Raw genomic sequence first — 17081 nt, forward strand, 5'->3', positions numbered from 1 at the left:
GGCCAGCCCACCCCGCCCCACCAATCCGGGGGGGGGGGGGGGGGCGGCGTTCACCCCCCGCCCAACCCCCCCCCCCCACCGCCCCGCGCCCTCAAATGTCGATTAGTGAACAAGGCCACCGCGCCCCGGTCCGGTCACACCCCCACACCCTGTCAGTTTCCTTATGGGACAGCCAAGTTGCGCACGTCCGGCGGTCGAAGTCGGAGTGTTCGGTGCATAAGGTGTCATTACCGGATCAAGAGCGTCCAGTCGCCCCCTCTCGCATCAGGCCAGACGCTGTCCTCCTGGTACGGCATCCTCGACGCATGACGACGGACACCCCGGCTCGGCTGCTCCAGCTGCTGTCTCTCCTCCAGACGCCCCGCGAATGGCCCGGCGGCGAGCTGGCCGACCGGCTCGGGGTGTCCCGGCGCACGGTGCGGCGCGACATCGACCGGCTGCGGGAGCTGGGGTATCCCGTGGAGGCCAGCAAGGGGTCCGACGGGGGATACCGGCTGGTCGCCGGGAAGGCGATGCCGCCGCTGCTGCTCGACGACGAGGAGGCCGTCGCCATCGCGGTCGGGCTGCGGGCCGGTGCGGGGCACGCCGTGGCGGGGGTGGACGAGGCGTCGGTACGGGCGCTGGCGAAGCTGGAGCAGGTGCTGCCGGCCCGGCTGCGGCACCGGGTGGCCACGTTGCAGGCCGCGACCACGCCGCTGACCAGTGGGGACGGGGCGAGCATCGCGCCCGGGACACTGACCGTGATGGCGTCGGCGGTCGCGGCGCGGGAGCGGCTGCGGTTCACCTACCGGGCCGCGGACGGGAGCGAGACGCGTCGGCAGGCGGAGCCGTACCGGCTGGTGTCGACAGGGCAGCGGTGGTACCTCGTGGCGTACGACGTCGAGCGCGCCGACTGGCGGACGTTCCGGGTCGACCGGGTGAGCGAGCCGTTCGCGACCGGGGCGCGGTTCGCTCCGCGGGAGTTGCCGACGGGCAGTGCGGCGGAGTACCTGCGGCGGTCCATCGGGCGGCAGCACGAGACGTACCGGTTCGTCGTTTCGTTCGCCGGGGCGGTGGAGGAGGTGGCGGCGCGGCTGCCGGGGTGGCTGGGGACGCCGGAGGAGGAGGGGGCGAGGGACGGCTGGTGTGTGGTGCGGGGGGAGAGCGCGGATCCGGTGGAGTGGCTGGCGGTGCGGCTGGCGATGCTGGGGTGGGAGTTCGCGGTGCGGGAGCCGGTGGAACTGGTGGCGAGCGTGCGGGAGTTGGGGGGCCGACTGAGCCGGGCCGGGGGTGGGTGAGGGGGCTGGGGTGGGGGGCCGCGGGGGGGGTGGGGACGATTACCGGCGCTGGCAGGGTGCCTCCCCCCAGCCTTCGGCCGGGGGGACCCCCAGCGCCCACCCGTGCCGCCCTGGGAGCACCTCCCAGGCCCTTGAGGCACTAGGGGAGGCACGACTGCCCGCGGCTACGACGGGGCCCGTAACGGGCGCGGGGCTGTATCCGATATGCGGCTCCGCCGCGTGGGCGCGACCAGCCCCACCGGCCCGCAGTCGAACCGCTGCCGCTACCCGCCCACCCCGTCCCACGCGAACCCCCGCAGTGCCTCCAGGTTGCGTAGGGCCAGGGCCGCCGGGCCCTCCGGGCCCGTGGGGTCGGCGGTGCCCGCCGACCAGGATTCGACCGCCGCTCGCACCGCCGCGCCGGCCACGGCCGCCGCGAAGCGGAGATGGGCCGGCGGGGCAACGTTGTCGACGGCGGTGGACGTCCGTTCCGCCAGGATCGACGTCAGCAGGCGGTCCGAGGACTGGCACACCTCCGCCCACACCTTGCGCAGGGCCGGGCTGGTGTCGGCCAGGTGGATCAGCGTGCGGACCCACTCCCAGGAGGCCGTGGAGACCCCCGCGCCCGGGGTCAGGGTGCGACGGACCGCGTGTTCCAGCGCCTCGGGGACGGAGAGGGCCGCGGGGGCCGTCCGTACCGCCTCCGTCCACCGCTGGGCGCCGGCCGAGTAGAGCGGGGCGATCGCCTCGTCCTTCGTGGCGAAGTAGCGGTAGAACGTGCGCGGGGCGATGCCCGCGGCCTGCGCGATGTCCTCGGCGCGGGTGGCCCGCAGGCCCCGCCGGACGAACAGGCCCGCGGCCGCACGGGCTATCTCCATGCGGGTCTCCGCCTTGCGCCGTTCCGTGAGGGAGAGGGGGGCGGGGCCCCGCGCCGGGGTGTCGCCGGTGCTGGGGGTGCTCACCCCGGCAGGCTATGCCGCTGTGGCAGAATCTGCCATCCGGGTGGTTCACCCCGTGGTTCAGGTACGGGGTGAACCACCGTCTCAGCATGACCGGCGCCTCGGCCGCGGGCGAACGCGGACCGCCACCGCCGGTGCGCAGTGTGGAGCCGGGCTCCGGCCGCCCGGGGGGACAGGCGCCGGAGCCCGGCTCTGGGAGAGTCCCGGCGCCGGGGGGATGGTGCGTCGGGACGTGGCTCGTGGACAGCGCGTCGAAGTCGCCGTCAGCGCTGTCAGTGGTGCGTCAGTGGTCGGCCGCGGCGAGCGGGCGACCTGCGGTCGTGACCGGGGCCCTCGGATTCCTGGCCCCCGCGGTGGTTGTTCCCTGCACGCGAACCCCGAAGCGGCGGTACCGCGCCATGTTCGCGCCGTCTTCCGCCACCCGGCGCACGCGCCCGGCGTGAGGGGCGTCCCGCGCGCCGTCGCGCGGGACCCATTCGTGCGTGCCCCCCGCATACCCCCTTACGCGGCTGGCTCGAACCCGGTGGAGCGGGCCAGCTTCTTCAGCTCCAGCAGGGCGTGCTTCTCGATCTGCCGGATGCGCTCGCGGGTCAGGCCGTGTTCCTTGCCGACCTCGGTCAGCGTGCGCTCGCGGCCGTCCTCGATGCCGTACCGCATCTTGATGATGGAGGCCGTGCGCTGGTCCAGGCGGCCGATCAGGTCGTCCAGTTCCTCGCTGCGCAGCAGGGTCAGGACGGACTGCTCGGGGCTGACCGCCGACGTGTCCTCCAGGAGGTCGCCGAACTGGGTCTCGCCCTCGTCGTCCACCGACATGTTCAGCGAGACCGGGTCACGGGCCCAGTCCAGCACGTCGACCACGCGCTCCGGCGTGGAGCCGAGCTCGGCGGCGATCTCGGCGGGCTCCGGGTCGCGGCCGTTCTCCCGGTTGAACTCGCGCTGGACCCGGCGGATCCGGCCGAGCTCCTCCACCAGGTGGACGGGGAGCCGGATGGTCCGGGACTGGTCGGCGATGGAGCGGGTGATCGCCTGGCGGATCCACCAGGTGGCGTACGTGGAGAACTTGAAGCCCTTGCGGTAGTCGAACTTCTCGACCGCGCGCACCAGGCCGGCGTTCCCCTCCTGGATCAGGTCGAGCAGGGGCAGGCCGCTCCTCGGGTAGCGCCGGGCGACGGCCACCACCAGGCGGAGGTTGGAGCGGATGAAGACGTCCTTCGCCCGCTCACCGGCGGCGACGAGCGCCTCCAGCTCCTCGCGGGTGGCGTCCGACGCGGACTCCTCCTCGCCGTCGAGGACCTGCCGCGCGAACACACCCGCCTCTATGGTCTGGGACAGCTCTACTTCCTTGGCGGCGTCGAGGAGCGGTGTGCGCGCGATCTCGTCGAGGTACATGCCGACCAGATCGCGGTCGGCGATCTCGCCGCCGTGGCCGCGGACGCCACGGGCGCGAACACTGCTTGCCGAGTCGGCCGTCTCTCCACCAGAGCCGAAAGCCTGGGAGGTGCCCCCAGTGGCGGACTGACGACGGGCGACGGCACGGGTTGCCATGCTTGCTCCCTTGCGATGGTGGGCGGGCGGGTGGTCCTGTTCGGTTCTTCTCGGTCCTTCAGCGGATGCTCGGCGCGCCCTCGGCAGCGCCTCGGAACTCCACTCCTGGAACTCCTCGGACTGTCGTCGAGTGCCCGGCATCTGAAGGAAACAACGACTGGAATCCGGACAGAATTCCCATGCCGCCCCCCGGATTTTCTGATCATGCAGTACCCTGTCCGACCACGTGAGGAGGCGCGGTGCTGGAGGAACGTGCAGAGGTGCAGGTCAGACCGGGAGTCGAGGGGGACCTCGAAGCCCTCACGGAGATCTACAACCACTACGTTCGTGAGACGCCCATCACATTCGACACGGTGACCTTCACGCCGGAAGAGCGTCGTCCGTGGCTGCTCTCCCACCCGGAAGACGGCCCGTACCGCCTGATGGTTGCCACGGTCGCGGACTCACAGGAGATTCTCGGCTACGCCACATCGAGCCCCCACCGCGCGAAACCGGCCTACCGGACCTCGGTGGAGGTGACGGTCTACGTCGCCCCGGGCGCCGGCCGGCGCGGTGTCGGCACGCTCCTGTACCGGGCCCTCTTCGAGGCGCTCGCACAGGAGGACCTGCACCGCGCCTACGCGGGCATCGCGCAGCCGAACGAGGCGTCCACCCGGCTGCACGCACGGTTCGGCTTCCGGTACGTCGGCACGTTCCGCGAGGTGGGCCGCAAGTTCGGCCGCTACTGGGACGTCGCCTGGTACGAGCGGCCGCTCTAGCCCGGCGGGAACGGCGAGCGGCTCAGCCGAACTGCACCGACCGCTTCGCCATGCCCATCCAGAACCCGTCGATCACCGACTTCTGCGTGTCCAGCTCGCCGCCCGCCTCGGCCGCGCCCATGGTGACGAAGAGCGGGGCGAAGTGCTCGGTGCGGGGGTGGGCGTAGCGGCCGGCCGGGGCCTTGTCCAGGAAGTCCAGCAGGGCGTCCCAGTCGCGGTTCTCCAGGGCCCGGTGTCCCCAGTCGTCGAACTCGGAGGACCAGGAGGGCACCCCGTTGCCGGCGTACCGCAGCGCGGCCAGGTTGTGGGTGAAGAAGCCGGAGCCGACGATCAGTACGCCCTCGTCGCGCAGCGGGGCGAGCCTGCGGCCGATCTCCATCAGGCGCCGCGGGTCGAGGGTGGGCATGGAGATCTGCAGGACAGGGATGTCCGCGGCCGGGAACATCTCCACCAGGGGCACGTAGGCGCCGTGGTCGAGACCGCGGTCCGGGATGTCCTGCACGGGGGTGCCGGGGGCGCGCAGCAGCTTGCGCACCGACTCGGCCAGCTCGGGCGCGCCGGGGGCCGCGTACCGGACCTGGTAGTAGTGCTCCGGGAAGCCCCAGAAGTCGTAGACGAGGGGGACGGTCTGGACGGCACCGAGAGCGAGGGGCGCCTCCTCCCAGTGGGCGGAGACCATCAGGATCGCCTTGGGGCGGGGCAGGCCGGCGCTCCAGGCGGCGAGTTCGCCGGGCCAGACGGGGTCGTCGGCGAGCGGCGGCGCGCCGTGACTCAGGTAAAGGGCGGGCATACGCTCCGGTGCGGCGGACATTGCGGCGACTCCCTCCGGGGTGCCGGGCTGCCTTCCCGGTCCCCTGGTAACTGCGTTCCAGTGAACTCTGTTTTAACTCTCAAGCTTTCTCGTCGACCCTACGCCCCACTTGTTTAATATTCAAGGAGGTGCCTCGTACAGTGGGACACATGACTACGGCATCCGACCCCGCCACCCCGCAGAGCCGCTGGCTCACCGACCACGAACAGCACGTCTGGCGCTCGTACCTGCACGCCACCACCCTGCTGGAGGACCATCTGGACCGTCAGCTCCAGCGGGACGCGGGGATGCCGCACATCTACTACGGCCTGCTCGTCGGACTCGCCGAGGCGCCCGGCCGGCAGCTGCGGATGACCGAGCTGGCGATGCGGGCGAAGATCACCCGGTCCCGGCTCTCGCACGCCGTCGCCCGCCTGGAGAAGAACGGCTGGGTGCGCCGGGAGGACTGCCCCTCCGACAAGCGGGGCCAGTTCGCCGTCCTGACCGACGCGGGCGCCAAGGTGCTGAGGCGCACCGCGCCGGGCCATGTGGCCGCCGTACGGCAGGCGCTGTTCGAGCGGCTGACGCCGGAACAGCAGCAGGCCCTCGGCGAGATCATGCAGATCGTCGCCGAGGGCCTGCAGCCCGACGAAGCGGGCGCGGACCTGCCCTGGCTCCGCTGAGGAGCCGGGACAGGCCCGCGTGCGGGTACCCCTGGGGTCTTGCGGCCGGTCGCTCAGAGGCTCAGTGGGCGACCACCGGGACCGCCGCCTCGTCCTCCGCGCCCGCACCGGAGGACACGGTGGTGGTGTCCGGCTTGCCGGCGTTGACGAGGCTCACCACGATCACCGCGGCCAGCACCAGCATGCCGACGGCGACCCAGATCGCGTTCGCGTAGCCGTGCACCGCGCCCTCCATCTGGACCAGCTGCTGCTGCGACTTGGAGGTCGCGGTCGCGATGTGGTCCTTGATGTACGACGTCGTCGCGGAGGCGGCGATCGTGTTCAGCAGCGCCGTGCCGATGGCGCCGCCCACCTGCTGCGAGGTGTTGACCATCGCGGAGGCGACACCGGCGTCCCGCGGCTCGACGCCGTACGTGGCCAGGGACATGGCCGGCATGAACGCCGTACCCATGCCGAGACCGAGGAGCACCATGGCCGGCAGGATCGTCGAGGCGTACGAGGAGCCGATCTCGATCTGGGTCATGACCAGCATGCCGCCCGCGGCGACCAGGAAGCCGGGGCCCATCAGCGCCCGTGCCGGGACCCGGGTCATCAGCCGGGTGCCGATCTGGGTGGAGCCGACCATCATGCCCGCGATCATCGGCAGGAAGGCGAAGCCGGTCTTGATCGGCGAGAAGCCCTTGATGACCTGGAGGTAGTAGGTCAGGAAGAGGAAGGTGCCGAACATCGCGATGATCGCGATGCCGAGGGAGAGGTAGATGCCGCCGCGGTTGCGGTCCAGGACGACGCGCAGCGGCAGCAGCGGGGCCTTGACCCGCGCCTCGGTGACCACGAACGCGACCAGCAGCACCGCGGAGGCGACGAACAGGCCGACGGTGGTGGCGTCGCCCCAGCCGTCGGACTCGGCGCGGGTGAAGCCGTAGACCAGCGAGACCAGGCCCAGGGTGGACAGGAGCACGCCGGGGATGTCGAGCGGGTTGCGGTTGCGGCCGCCCTCCGGCTCGCGGATGACGAAGTACGCGCCGAGCGCGGCGACGATGGCGAACGGGATGTTCACGAAGAACGTCCAGCGCCAGTCCAGGTACTCGGTGAGCACACCACCGAGGATGAAGCCGACGGCGCCGCCGCCACCGGCGATCGCGCCGTAGATGCCGAACGCCTTGGCCCGCTCCTTGGCGTCCGTGAACATCACGGCGAGCAGGGAGAGCGCGGCCGGGGCGAGCATGGCGCCGAAGACGCCCTGGAGGGCACGGGCGCCGAACATCATGGCGCCGCTGGTCGCGGCGCCGCCGAGCGCGGAGGCGGCGGCGAAGCCGGTCAGGCCTGTGACGAAGGCCCGCTTGCGACCCCACAGGTCGGCGATCCGGCCGCCGAAGAGCAGCAGACCACCGAAGGCGAGGGCGTAGGCGGTGACGACCCACTGCCGGTTGCCGTCGGAGATGCCCAGGTCGGTCTGGGCGGAGGGGAGCGCGATGTTCACGATGGTGGCGTCGAGGACGACCATCAGCTGGGCGAGCGCGATGAAGACCAGCGCTTTCCAGCGGTTGGCATCACCGGACGGTGCCGGTGCGCCGGGAGCCTGTGCGGCTGTTGCAGACATGGGGGTACCCACTTCGTGACTTCGTGACGGAAAAAGCGATGCGTGCGGTACGGAATCGGTGGTGCGTGCGGTACGGACGCGGCGCGCCGCGGTGTGCGGGCGGCGCCACCTGATGTGGACCGGCGGACGGTCCCGAACTGATCGGTGGTTCGCGGCTTGGTCAGGCCTGGCGGAGGTCCTCCATGGTCACGGCCGTGCCCGGCAGGGCGGAGCGGGCCGGGGCCCGCAGTCCGTCCAGGAACAGCTGCAGATGGCGGTGGACGAAGCGGTCACTGACCAGGCAGTCGGTGCCGAACGGGGGTCGGCTGAGCTGGGACACGACGATCATCAGATCGCCGACGCCCACGTCCGGACGGAGCTGTCCGGCCGCCTTGGCACGGTCCATGAGCTGCTCGATGAGCTGCTCGCACCGTTGACGCGCCGCTTCGAGATCAGGGTGGTTCTTGTCGAAGGTGCTGGAGACCATCGGGCACAGCGCGCTGACCCGCTCGTCGGCGGAGGCGTGCACGAAGCGCTCCAGCGCCTCGAAGGCGTCCCCGGTCTCCGTGAGGGCCAGCTCGGCCGCTTCCGACGTCCGGTCCATCACGGAGCAGACGACCTCGCGGACGAGCGCGTCACGGTCGGGGAAGTTGCGGTACACCGTGGCGTTGCCGACGCCGGCCCGGCGGGCGATGTCGTCGAGCGGCACGTCGGGGCCGTACTCGGTGAACATCTCGCGGGCGGCGGTGACGATCCGCTCCCGGTTGCGCAGGGCGTCGGCGCGGGGCCGGGGTGCCTTGCGCACGGCGGGAAGGGCGGTCGCGGTCTGCACGGCGCACTCCTGGTCTGTGGACTTTCCGCGATCCGGGGAGACCCTCCCCGTTTCGCGCTGACACAGGTCTAAACGGGGAGACGGTCCCCGGTTATTTCCGCACCTTCCCTTCATTTCATGTGACGTGGGTCACATCTCTTCGCTGCCTCGGGCCCGGTTCGGCACGGGCCCCGGCGTCCCACGATCGGCCCCTCCAGCGCGCGTCAGCCGCCCCGTCGACCCAGGGTGATCGAAAGGGTGCAGCCGGAGACCGGCGGCTGCCGTGGCGCGAAAGGTCCCTGCATGCAGCCGCAGCCCAGCCGCCGTAGACCGCCGGTCCGTCGCGCCGCCCCGAACCGCGGGATACGGCCGCCCCGCCGCATACCCCACCGCCGTGCGGTCTGCCTCGCCGCCGTCGCCGCGCTGATCCTCGCGGTCGGCACCTCGGCCGGCACCGGGCACCTCACGGCGGCCCCCGCACCGGCCGGCGCCGGCCCGATCGCGCTGGCCCGCAACTCCGTCTACGGCCCCTGCATGATCAGCGGCGGCCGCGACATCCAGATGACCGAGGGCGTCCCCACCCCCGGCGGATACTCCCGCTCCACCGGCACGGTGCACGCCCTCACCCTGATGGTCGACTTCCCCGACGCGCCCGGCCAGGGCAGCGCGCTCGACCGCTACCACGAGTTCTTCCCGCAGACCCAGGACTGGTTCCGCACCGCCTCCTACGGCAAGCTCGACTACCGGCCCGTCGCGCCCATCGACCACTGGCTGCGGATGCCGAAGCCGTTCAGCGCGTACGGCATAGAGCGCGGCGCCCCCTTCGACCCCGGCTACCGGCAGCTGGTCCAGGACATCGTGGCCGCCGCCGACCCGGACGTGGACTTCCGGTCGTACGACCTGCTGAACGTGCTGGTCACCCCGAACGCCGGTCCGTCCGCCCTGGACACCGTGCTGTCCGTGACCTTCGCCGGCAACGGCGACGCCCCGGTCGCCGACGGCACGCCGGTCTCCAACGCCTCGTTCGTCTACTCCCGCCAGGACGACGGCTCCGGCTCCTACGCCCGCACCGGCTACCGGGTCCTCCCCCACGAGAACGGCCACGTCTTCGGCCTGCCCGACCTCTACACCCAGGAGGGCGGGGGCGCGGTCGGGCACTGGGACATCATGAGCGAGGACTGGGGCGCCGACAACGACCTCCTCGCCTGGCACAAGTGGAAGCTGGGCTGGCTCGACGCCGACCAGGTCAGCTGCGCGGCGGCCGGGGGCAGCACCGAGTACACCGTCACCCCGCTGTCCCGGCCGGGCGGCCGCAAACTGGTCTTCGTCCCCGTGGACGCCCGCACCGGCTACGCCCTGGAGGTGCGCACCAAGGGGGGCAACGACGAGGAGGTCTGCCGTCCCGGCGTCCTTGTCTACAAGGTCGACGCGAACGTCGACACCGGCCGCGGGCCGATCAAGGTGTACGACGCCCACCGCGACAGCGGCGGCTGCACCCGCAGCCCCAACGTCCAGGCGGAGCTCTCCGACGCCCCGTTCGGCCCCGGCGAGAGCTTCAAGGACCCCGCACACGGGATCGAGGTGCTGGTGACGGGGGTGGACGGGGAGGGGAACTACCAGGTACGGGTGAACCGGAAGTAGCGAGCACGACGGGGCGGGGCGGCGCGGGGCAGACGGCGGGGCGGCGCAGGGCAGACGGCGGGGCGGCGCGGGGCAGCGCAGGGCAGACGGCGAGGCAGCGCGGGGCAGCGCAGGGCAGACGGCGAGGCAGCGCGGGGCAGCGCAGGGCAGACGGCGAGGCAGCGCGGGGCAGCGCAGGGCAGACGGCGGGGCAGCGCGGCGCGGAGCGGTGCTGGGCAGACGGCACGGCGTGGAGCAGCGCGGCGCGGGCACGGGGGCGGCGGTAATTCGGCAGGGGCGCGGGGCACGGGGGCGGCGGTGGTTCGTCAGGGGCGCGGGGCACGGGGTGGCGGTGGTTCGTCAGGGGTGTGGGCCGGGGTGGGTAGCGGGGCACGGTTTACGGTAGGCCTGCGCTGATCGCCGTGGTCGTCCGTTGCGGAGAGCACGGAGGTCGCGGGAACCGTCGTACCCGAGCCGGAGAGCCGATGACCGCCCCCTTGCCCTCCTCCCCCGCGGCGCACCAGCCGCCCGTCGAGGCGGTGACGCCGTTGATGCGGGGCGTGGCGGTGCTGGCGGCGCTGACCGAGGCGGGCGGCACGCTGAGCGCGAGCGCGCTGGAACGGCGTACCGGCCTCGCCCGTGCCACGGTGGACCGGATCACCGCGACCCTCGCCCGCATGGGCTACGTCCGCCCCGACGGCCGGGACGCGGTGCTCGCCCCCCGGGTGATGGAGCTGGGCAACGCCTACCTGGCCGCCCTCCGCCTGCCCACCCTGCTGGACGCGCACGCCGACGCCCTCGCCGACGAACTGGACGAGTCGGTCTCCCTCGCCGTCGCCGACCGGGACGGCATCCGGTTCATCCACCAGGCGACCCGGCGCCGCGCGATGTCCGTCAGCTTCCGCATCGGCGACCTGCTGCCGGCCGAACGGACCGCCCCAGGCCCGCTGTTCGCGGCCGAGTGGACGGAGCGGGAGTGGGCAGCCTGGCGGGCGAGGCGCGCGGCGGACCCGGCGGACGCGGGCTTCCCGGCCGTACCGCCGCGGAGTCCGGCCGCCGCCGACGACTTCGCGGCGCGGACGGAGGAGACCCGGCGTACCGGCTGGGCCCTGGACGACCAGCTGATCGAACCGGGTCTGGTCGCGGTGTCCGTCCCGGTGCGCGATCCGGGGACCGGACGCGTGGCGTGCGTGGCGAGCGTCGTCAGCCACACCAGCCGCCACACGGCCGCGGACCTGCGCGAGACCCTGCTCCCCCGGCTGCGCACGGCCGTCGCGGCGATGGAGGCGGAGCTGCGCGAGGCCGGCTCCCGGCCCGCGGAGCCGGGGCCGCCCCCCGCCGGGCTCGCCCTGTGGACCACGGCCTCCAAGCACGAACTCGGCCGCGACTTCGTGGAGTCGCTGGCCCGGGGCCTGACCGTGCTGACGGCCTTCGGCGAGGGACGGTCGGCGCTGACCCTGACCGACGTCGCGAAGGCGACGGGCCTGCCCCGGGCGACGGCCCGGCGGGCCCTGATCACGTACGAGCACCTGGGCCTGGTGGCCTCGGACGGGCGCGCGTTCGCCCTCACCCCGCGGGTGCTGTCCCTGGGCTACCCGCCGCTGTCCCGCACCACCCTGGCCCGCCTCGCGGCCCCCCGGCTGCGCGCCCTCGCAGACCGGCTCGACGAGCCGACGGCGCTGGCGGTGCTGGTCCCGGGGACCGATCCGGCGGAGATCCAGTACGTAGCGGTGGCGGCCGCGCGCCGGGTCCTGACGGTGGACATCACGGTGGGCACCCGGCTGCCGGCCGCCCGCACGGCGCTCGGCCGGGCCCTGCTGGGGCTCGACGCGCACACCGGTTACGCCCTGGCGGACGAGGAGCTGGAGTCGGGCCTGCGCTCGATCGCGGTGCCGGTGGGCGACCGGACGGGCCGCCCGGTCGCCGCCGTGAACGTGGCCACCCACGCGGCCCGCCGCACCCTGGCGGAGTGCGTGAGCGAGGTGCTGCCGGCCCTGCACGCCACGGCGGCCGGGATCCAGGACGACCTGCACATCGCGTCTCGCTTCACGCGCGTCCCGCTGTCCTGATCGCTGCGGTTGACCGTGACCATCGGTGAGTCCCCCGACCGGCCCGGTGACGTCATCACCGCCGCCGAGGTCGCCGCCCTGCGGTCGCCGGTGCCGGCGACGGGAGGTCGGCAGGGCGGGGCGCGGACGGCCGGCGTCGACGTGCCCGTGCGGACGCCGGCCGCCGACAGCACGGGACGGGGTGCGCTGCTGGTCCCTCGTACGAACCGACGACACCCCGGTGCGGAGGAGCACGTGAGGTCCGCGCGGGCGCTGTGGGACCAGGTGGCCGCGTACCGGCAGGATCCCCGCAGACCCCGCAGGTCAGAGCCACTCCAGCCCGCGCCTCCTCTCCGGCCCCCTACCGAGGACCCTGACTGGCGCGCATCCGCTAAGCTACCCCTGGTCAGCCGTTGGTACGTGACGTTGTCCGCTCAGATGACCGTGCGGAGAGCATCACACCACGTCTGACCAGCGGGCTTGTATTCCGCGTCGAAGATCCACACCCTGGATGTTCCACAAGGTCTCCTACAGGCCCCGGCCTTCGTAGCTCAGGGGATAGAGCACCGCTCTCCTAAAGCGGGTGTCGCAGGTTCGAATCCTGCCGGGGGCACTACCTGCGCAGCAGGTCAGAAGGGGTACGGGCCCCCTGTTCTATTCGAACAGGGGGCCTCTTCCATGATCCACTGCCACATGGATGCCACATCCCCCAGCGATCTTGAGTCAGCTCACCCGTACGGGGGACTGGACTATGTTCAACCGCCACGTAGCATTGCGCCCACGAGAGGGGCAGGCACGTCTCCCCACGCGCGCCTGAGACGCGCCTCTCGGGATCCTGCTCGGTCGCCGCTGGGGAGAGTGGCCCGAGCAGACAGAGGCCCCCGCCGCAGTCGCCGGCGGGGGCCTTCTTGTCTACAAGGTAAACCGCCCCGGCGCACGACGCGCCGGGGCGGGACGCCTTGACCGAGTCTCAGCGTCTAACGGCCGGATAGTGCGGAGACGCGTACGCCCTCCGGCCGCTTGGGTACCGCGCGCCGCCCAGTTCAGGCAGGGCGGCGGCGGTGTCTGCGGAATACCCGCTAGCAAGATCATTAAATTTGCCTGGCTGGGCAAAGACACAGGACCATGATCCATACAGCGTGGTCGGGTGCCCCTGGACCCCCCGCCTGACTGGCTGCTCCCCCGCCGGCAGGAGATCGGCGAGCGCATCCGCAGCGCCCGCTTACGGGCCGGACTGACACAGCTCCAGCTCGCCGAGCGGATCGGCCGCGAGCACCGCACGATCCATCGATGGGAGTACGCCCAGCGCATCCCCGACCTGGAAGACCTGCTGCTCATCGCGTGGGCACTCGGCGTCCCTGTCGAGGAGCTGGTGAAGTGAGCCGCCGCAGGCCATCGGCGTTGAGACCTGCGGCGGCTCGGCGACCGGCCCCGGCGGAGGAGCCTGGCCGCGACCCGGCGCCCAGGGGAGGCGCCGAGCGTCTATATGCGGGTGCCGTCCGCCCGGTAGGAGGGACGGGCGCCGAGGCCGGACGGCGCGGTCGGCGGCCGGACCTGCGGCCGGCACGGTTCCGGGCACAGGGTGATGGTGCTGCCGGGCCCAGACGGGGACATGTTGTCGACCTTTCTGGGCTTGCCCTTGATGGGGCGGTCGCAGCGGGCGCAGAAGGGCATCTCGTCTCTCCTTACCTTGTGGAGTGGCCAGCGGCCTGGTGGCAGTGGGGGTGCGCGTACACGTCGATGCTCAGGTCGTGGGCGCCAATGAATCCCACAGCCCGGCCGGCGGGAACCGCCCCGTCCTTGAGGGGCTTGGCGCACCAGACGCAGGCCCATCCGCTGTGCTGCGGACGCGTCAGCTTGGTCGCGTCAGGGAGCGGCTTTGGCCGGGGCGTCACGGCTCGATCACCTCAGCCCAGAGATGCGGGCCGGAACCATAGTTGTGGCTGCCCCAGCTGTCCGCCTGCCGCAGGATGCCGATTGCCGCGTGCCACCGGTCCCAGTCCGTGTCGGCCGGGGCGGGGGCGGTTATCCGTACGCCGCGCTGCGCAGGGATCACGTCCACCGGGCCGCCGAGGGCGTTCTCCAGGGCGGCACGAAGTAACGCCGATCTGCTTTCAGGCACAGCTCATCCCCGCTCTCGTGCGAGAGACTGACTCTCGTACGAGAGTAGACCGGGGCTCACTACTCTGTCACGTAAGTCACATGGAAGGAGGCGGACGGTGAGCGAGACGCCGCTGTACCTGCAAGTAGCCGACGACCTGCGCGCCCGCATCGAGAGCGGCGAACTCCCACCAGGCAGCCGCCTACCCTCCGTCGCCGAACTCATCGAGCAGTACGGCGGCAGCAACAGCGTCCCCAGCTCGGCCTACAAGCTGCTCGTCAACGAAGGCCTGGTGGTGTCCCGGCACGGCGCCGGCCACTACGTCCGCGGCACCGAGACCCCCGAGCTTCTCGTCCGCCAGCACCGCCGCCGCAGCGAGGACTCACCGTTCGCGCAGGGCGCCGCCGAGCAGGGCGCCGTCGGGACGTGGCAGCACGAGAGCACCACCGAGAAAGCCACCGAGGCGACCGCCGTACGGCTCGGCATCACAGCCGGGGACCCGGTGATGCACACCTCGTACGTCTACCTCGCCGACGACCGCCCAGTGATGCTCGCCGAATCGTGGGAGCCGCTCGCGGTCACCGGGCAGTCCCTCATCGCGCTGCCCGAGGTCGGCCCGTACGCCGGCGTCGGAGTGGCCGCGCGCATGCGGGTGCTGGGTATCGACGTCGGAGACCCCGTCGAACGCGTCCGGGCCCGACCAGCCACCCGCAGCGAGACGCAGGGCCTCGGGATGACGCCGCCTGCCGCAGTGCTGGCGATCGAGCGGACCTACTACGACCAGGCCACCGGACGGCCAGTGGAGACGGCGGACGTCGTGATGCGCGGGGACCGGTGGGTCGCCGTGTACGGACAGGTCCCCCAGCAGAACTGACCCCGGACATGACGAAAGCGGCCCCGCCCTCCCGAAGGAGAGCGGGGCCGCGGTCAGCGTCCGAGGAGAGCGATCACACCCGTGGCAGCGCCGGCGATACCGGCGAGTGCGCCGATGGTGGGCAATGGCCAGCGGGCCCGTTCGAGGGTGCGGATCCTGAGCTCGTGGTCCTGGACGTCCGACCGGATGTCCTTCGCGTCGTCGAGGATGTTGTCCAACTTCGATTCGATGCGGTTGACCGCTTGAGCCAGGTCCCTCACCTCCTGATACATCTGGGCGTTGCTGATGAACACGCCCGGGTCGGGCGTCGCCATCAGGCCTCGCTTCTCCGGGCCGGGAGCGCGGCTGCTGTGGTGGGCGAGCCGACGAATGCCGACAGGGCGCCCTTCACGACCGCCAGCCCGGCCGGGATCGCGGCGACGGCGGCGGCCTTGGCCGCGGACAGGTCGACGACGCTGCCCGCCAGGAGCAGCCCGAGGAACGCCTCCAGGTAGGTGGCGACGGTGCGCTCGGCGAGATCGACGAAGAACTTCATGACAGGGGTTCCCTTCGGGTCAGTCGGTGACGGTGAAGCCGTGCCGGGCGGCGAGCTTCGTGAGGCTGGTCTTGCCGGGGACGCCGTCGGCGGCGGTGCCGGTGAAGCCGCCGCCGGCCGCCGAGCGCTGCCAGCGGGCGTATGCGGTGACGGTCTTGGTGCCGAAGCTGCCGTCGACGTACTGCGCGGCGAGCAGGCCCTCGGCCTTCAGGGCGCGCTCGACGACGAGGACGTCGGCCTGGTGCGTGGTGTGGCCCTGGGCGGCCTGCGGGTCGTGCTGCGCGGCGTACACCACGTGCGCGAGGGAGACGTGCGGCTTCTGGTCGACGCCGAGGATCTGTTCGGCTCGCGCGATGATGGCGCCGCGCTGGGCCTTGATGGGGTCGCCGGGGCATCCGGTGTGGCCGCCCCACGCGGCCCCACCCATGCCGTGCCAGCCCAGGCCCTTCCCGTTCGGGTCGTCCGTCGACTGCAGCGGCACCGCGTAGGTCTTGTGCAGCCACGCGAGCAGCTGCGCGGCGTTTTCGAGCTGGGTGGTGGTCAGTGAGTCGCCGGCGTAGCCCTCGTTCTCGATCGAGATCCAGTGGGCGTTGCCGTCGGCCTCGGCCCAGGCGCGGTCCTTGGTGTCGACCAGCTGGCGCAGGCCGCCGGTCTTCGGGTTCAGGAAGTGTGAGCTGGCCTGCGAGGCGGGGTTCTTGAACCAGGCCTCACTTCCCTGCTCGGTGCCTTCCTGGATGTGCAGGACGAGGCCGCGGACCTCGACCATGCCGTCCACGCGCTTGTTCGGGGTGGGGCCGATGAAGGTGGCCCCGGGCATGAGTGCCATGGTCACAGTCCCTTCGCGGTCAGCCAGGTGTGCAGGGAGGCAGCGAGGGCCTTGTCCACGTCGGTGGGCGTCGGGGTCGGCGTGGGGGCCGGGCTGGTGAGCGGGACGAACAGGGTGGCGTCGCCGTCCTCGTCCAGGAGGCGGCCGAGGTCGTCGAAGGAGAACGAGAACAGCCCCTTCGCGCCCCATCCGGTGCCCCACGAGTTGCGGGCGAGGACGCGCTGCTTGGCGGCGTCGATGCCGTACAGGAGGAACTCGTGGCCGCCGCGGACGCTGCCGGAGATGTGGACCAGGCCGTTCGGGTCGGGGCTGTCGAAGCCCTCGTACCAGTTGACGCCGACGATCAGCGGGGACACGGCGAGGGCCTTGAGGGCGGAGTCGAGACTGAAGGCGTGCTGGTAGCCGGAGATGAGGCCGGCCTTCTGCGCTGCCTTGGCGACGGCGACGCCCGTCGAGCCGGTGTCGGTGGGCGGGTAGACGCCCTGCACGCTGTCCAGGCGGGTCGCGGCGCTGTAGAGGGCGACGGCCTGCGTCTCGTCCGCGTCGGCGTCGCCGGTGGGCCGGGCCTTCACCGTGGTGGGGATCGCCGCGTACAGCGGGTCGGTGCCGGCGAACGCCTCGGCGGCGTTGCCGGTGCACGATCCGAGGCTGCCCTGGTCCAGGACGGGGATGCGGACCGTGTGGACGGCGCTGGTG

The 17081-nt window shown here is 72.2% G+C and carries 17 protein-coding genes, 1 tRNA gene and 1 pseudogene; 8 read left to right on the top strand and 11 right to left on the bottom strand.

Annotated elements, in window-relative coordinates; translation table 11 throughout:
• Nucleotides 1-305 precede the first annotated feature (305 nt).
• Nucleotides 306-1277: a YafY family protein gene (locus AB0M11_RS07980; RefSeq protein WP_365702563.1), complete on the top strand. Its 972-nt coding sequence runs from the start codon at nucleotides 306-308 to the stop codon at nucleotides 1275-1277.
• A 263-nt stretch (nucleotides 1278-1540) separates the two neighbouring features.
• Here the strand turns inward: AB0M11_RS07980 and AB0M11_RS07985 are convergent, their stop codons facing one another.
• Nucleotides 1541-2134, bottom strand: coding sequence for a TetR family transcriptional regulator (locus tag AB0M11_RS07985; protein WP_365702617.1), 594 nt, complete (start codon nucleotides 2132-2134; stop codon nucleotides 1541-1543).
• 582 nt (nucleotides 2135-2716) lie between these two features.
• Nucleotides 2717-3760: a sigma-70 family RNA polymerase sigma factor gene (locus AB0M11_RS07990; protein WP_365702565.1), complete on the bottom strand. Its 1044-nt coding sequence runs from the start codon at nucleotides 3758-3760 to the stop codon at nucleotides 2717-2719.
• A 242-nt stretch (nucleotides 3761-4002) separates the two neighbouring features.
• On the opposite strand from AB0M11_RS07990, the gene AB0M11_RS07995 reads away from it, so the two are divergent.
• Nucleotides 4003-4518 carry an N-acetyltransferase family protein gene (locus AB0M11_RS07995; protein WP_365702619.1) on the top strand — a complete coding sequence of 172 codons (516 nt, stop codon included), beginning with the start codon at nucleotides 4003-4005 and terminating at the stop codon, nucleotides 4516-4518.
• 22 nt (nucleotides 4519-4540) lie between these two features.
• On the opposite strand, the gene AB0M11_RS08000 is transcribed toward AB0M11_RS07995, so the two are convergent.
• Nucleotides 4541-5329, bottom strand: coding sequence for a class III extradiol ring-cleavage dioxygenase (locus AB0M11_RS08000; protein WP_365702567.1), 789 nt, complete (start codon nucleotides 5327-5329; stop codon nucleotides 4541-4543).
• Nucleotides 5330-5478: 149 nt separating this feature from the next.
• Between AB0M11_RS08000 and AB0M11_RS08005 the strand changes: the two genes are divergently transcribed.
• Nucleotides 5479-5991 (top strand): MarR family transcriptional regulator, encoded by a 513-nt coding sequence (locus AB0M11_RS08005; protein WP_365702569.1) that lies wholly within the window; start codon nucleotides 5479-5481, stop codon nucleotides 5989-5991.
• 61 nt (nucleotides 5992-6052) lie between these two features.
• Here the strand turns inward: AB0M11_RS08005 and AB0M11_RS08010 are convergent, their stop codons facing one another.
• Both AB0M11_RS08010 and AB0M11_RS08015 read right to left on the bottom strand, forming a co-directional pair.
• The gene (locus AB0M11_RS08010) at nucleotides 6053-7591 is read right to left on the bottom strand and encodes an MFS transporter (RefSeq protein WP_365702571.1); all 1539 of its coding nucleotides are present in this window, start codon (nucleotides 7589-7591) and stop codon (nucleotides 6053-6055) included.
• A gap of 160 nt (nucleotides 7592-7751) precedes the next feature.
• Nucleotides 7752-8402 carry a TetR/AcrR family transcriptional regulator gene (locus tag AB0M11_RS08015; protein WP_365702573.1) on the bottom strand — a complete coding sequence of 217 codons (651 nt, stop codon included), beginning with the start codon at nucleotides 8400-8402 and terminating at the stop codon, nucleotides 7752-7754.
• A gap of 282 nt (nucleotides 8403-8684) precedes the next feature.
• Here AB0M11_RS08015 and AB0M11_RS08020 point away from each other — a divergent pair, with 282 nt between their 5' ends.
• The 4 genes from AB0M11_RS08020 (at nucleotide 8685) to AB0M11_RS08035 (ending at nucleotide 13430) form a co-directional block, all read left to right on the top strand.
• The gene (locus AB0M11_RS08020; RefSeq protein ID WP_365702575.1) at nucleotides 8685-10022 is read left to right on the top strand and encodes a M6 family metalloprotease domain-containing protein; all 1338 of its coding nucleotides are present in this window, start codon (nucleotides 8685-8687) and stop codon (nucleotides 10020-10022) included.
• Nucleotides 10023-10486: 464 nt separating this feature from the next.
• Nucleotides 10487-12070, top strand: a complete 1584-nt coding sequence (locus AB0M11_RS08025) for an IclR family transcriptional regulator C-terminal domain-containing protein (protein WP_365702577.1) — start codon at nucleotides 10487-10489, stop codon at nucleotides 12068-12070.
• Nucleotides 12071-12589: 519 nt separating this feature from the next.
• A tRNA-Arg gene (locus AB0M11_RS08030) sits at nucleotides 12590-12662 on the top strand.
• A gap of 534 nt (nucleotides 12663-13196) precedes the next feature.
• The gene (locus tag AB0M11_RS08035; protein WP_365702579.1) at nucleotides 13197-13430 is read left to right on the top strand and encodes a helix-turn-helix transcriptional regulator; all 234 of its coding nucleotides are present in this window, start codon (nucleotides 13197-13199) and stop codon (nucleotides 13428-13430) included.
• A gap of 101 nt (nucleotides 13431-13531) precedes the next feature.
• Here the strand turns inward: AB0M11_RS08035 and AB0M11_RS08040 are convergent, their stop codons facing one another.
• Nucleotides 13532-13723, bottom strand: a complete 192-nt coding sequence (locus tag AB0M11_RS08040; RefSeq protein WP_365702581.1) for a hypothetical protein — start codon at nucleotides 13721-13723, stop codon at nucleotides 13532-13534.
• A 217-nt stretch (nucleotides 13724-13940) separates the two neighbouring features.
• The gene (locus tag AB0M11_RS08045) at nucleotides 13941-14171 is read right to left on the bottom strand and encodes a hypothetical protein (RefSeq protein WP_365702583.1); all 231 of its coding nucleotides are present in this window, start codon (nucleotides 14169-14171) and stop codon (nucleotides 13941-13943) included.
• A 97-nt stretch (nucleotides 14172-14268) separates the two neighbouring features.
• Between AB0M11_RS08045 and AB0M11_RS08050 the strand changes: the two genes are divergently transcribed.
• Nucleotides 14269-15024 (top strand): GntR family transcriptional regulator, encoded by a 756-nt coding sequence (locus AB0M11_RS08050; RefSeq protein ID WP_365702584.1) that lies wholly within the window; start codon nucleotides 14269-14271, stop codon nucleotides 15022-15024.
• Nucleotides 15025-15077: 53 nt separating this feature from the next.
• Here AB0M11_RS08050 and AB0M11_RS08055 read toward each other — a convergent pair whose 3' ends face one another.
• The 4 genes and pseudogenes from AB0M11_RS08055 to AB0M11_RS08070 all read right to left on the bottom strand — a co-directional run.
• The gene (locus AB0M11_RS08055) at nucleotides 15078-15338 is read right to left on the bottom strand and encodes a hypothetical protein (RefSeq protein ID WP_365702586.1); all 261 of its coding nucleotides are present in this window, start codon (nucleotides 15336-15338) and stop codon (nucleotides 15078-15080) included.
• Nucleotides 15338-15559: a holin gene (locus AB0M11_RS08060; RefSeq protein ID WP_365702588.1), complete on the bottom strand. Its 222-nt coding sequence runs from the start codon at nucleotides 15557-15559 to the stop codon at nucleotides 15338-15340. Before AB0M11_RS08060 ends, AB0M11_RS08055 begins: the two co-directional genes overlap by 1 nt.
• A gap of 19 nt (nucleotides 15560-15578) precedes the next feature.
• Complete coding sequence (locus AB0M11_RS08065) at nucleotides 15579-16385, bottom strand: N-acetylmuramoyl-L-alanine amidase (protein ID WP_365702590.1); 807 nt, start codon at nucleotides 16383-16385, stop codon at nucleotides 15579-15581.
• 2 nt (nucleotides 16386-16387) lie between these two features.
• Nucleotides 16388-17081 (bottom strand): annotated as a pseudogene (locus AB0M11_RS08070) (hypothetical protein); the annotation flags it as partial.

This window comes from Streptomyces sp. NPDC051987, from assembly GCF_040680735.1.
Classification (GTDB): domain Bacteria; phylum Actinomycetota; class Actinomycetes; order Streptomycetales; family Streptomycetaceae; genus Streptomyces.